The sequence below is a fragment of the Xenorhabdus bovienii genome (genome assembly GCF_024721015.1).
Taxonomy (GTDB): Bacteria; Pseudomonadota; Gammaproteobacteria; order Enterobacterales; family Enterobacteriaceae; genus Xenorhabdus; species Xenorhabdus bovienii.
Window position 1 is genome coordinate 1 of record NZ_JANAIF010000476.1, and the last position, 241, is coordinate 241.

1 protein-coding gene is annotated in these 241 nt (G+C 41.9%); it reads left to right on the top strand.

Features of this window, described 5'->3' with window-relative positions; all coding sequences use genetic code 11:
• Positions 1 to 241 (top strand): SDR family NAD(P)-dependent oxidoreductase (locus NXS07_RS22750; RefSeq protein ID WP_258087698.1); only part of this gene is annotated, 241 nt, incomplete at both ends.

Genomic DNA, 241 nt, shown 5'->3' on the forward strand with positions numbered 1-241 from the left:
CAATAGTGAATCGGTTTTGGCGGCACGTAAGCTGATAGGTGAAAAAACCGAAGTACTTGATGCGCTGATTAATAATGCAGGTATCAACGGCGGTTTTCCTCAGTCAGCACTCGAAGCAAGTATTGACCAGTTTAAACAAGTATTTGAAACTAATTTATATGGTGTTGTGAGGGTAACCCAGGCTTTCATTGACCTGCTGAAAAAGTCTCCTGCGCCCCGAATTGTTAATGTATCATCAAGT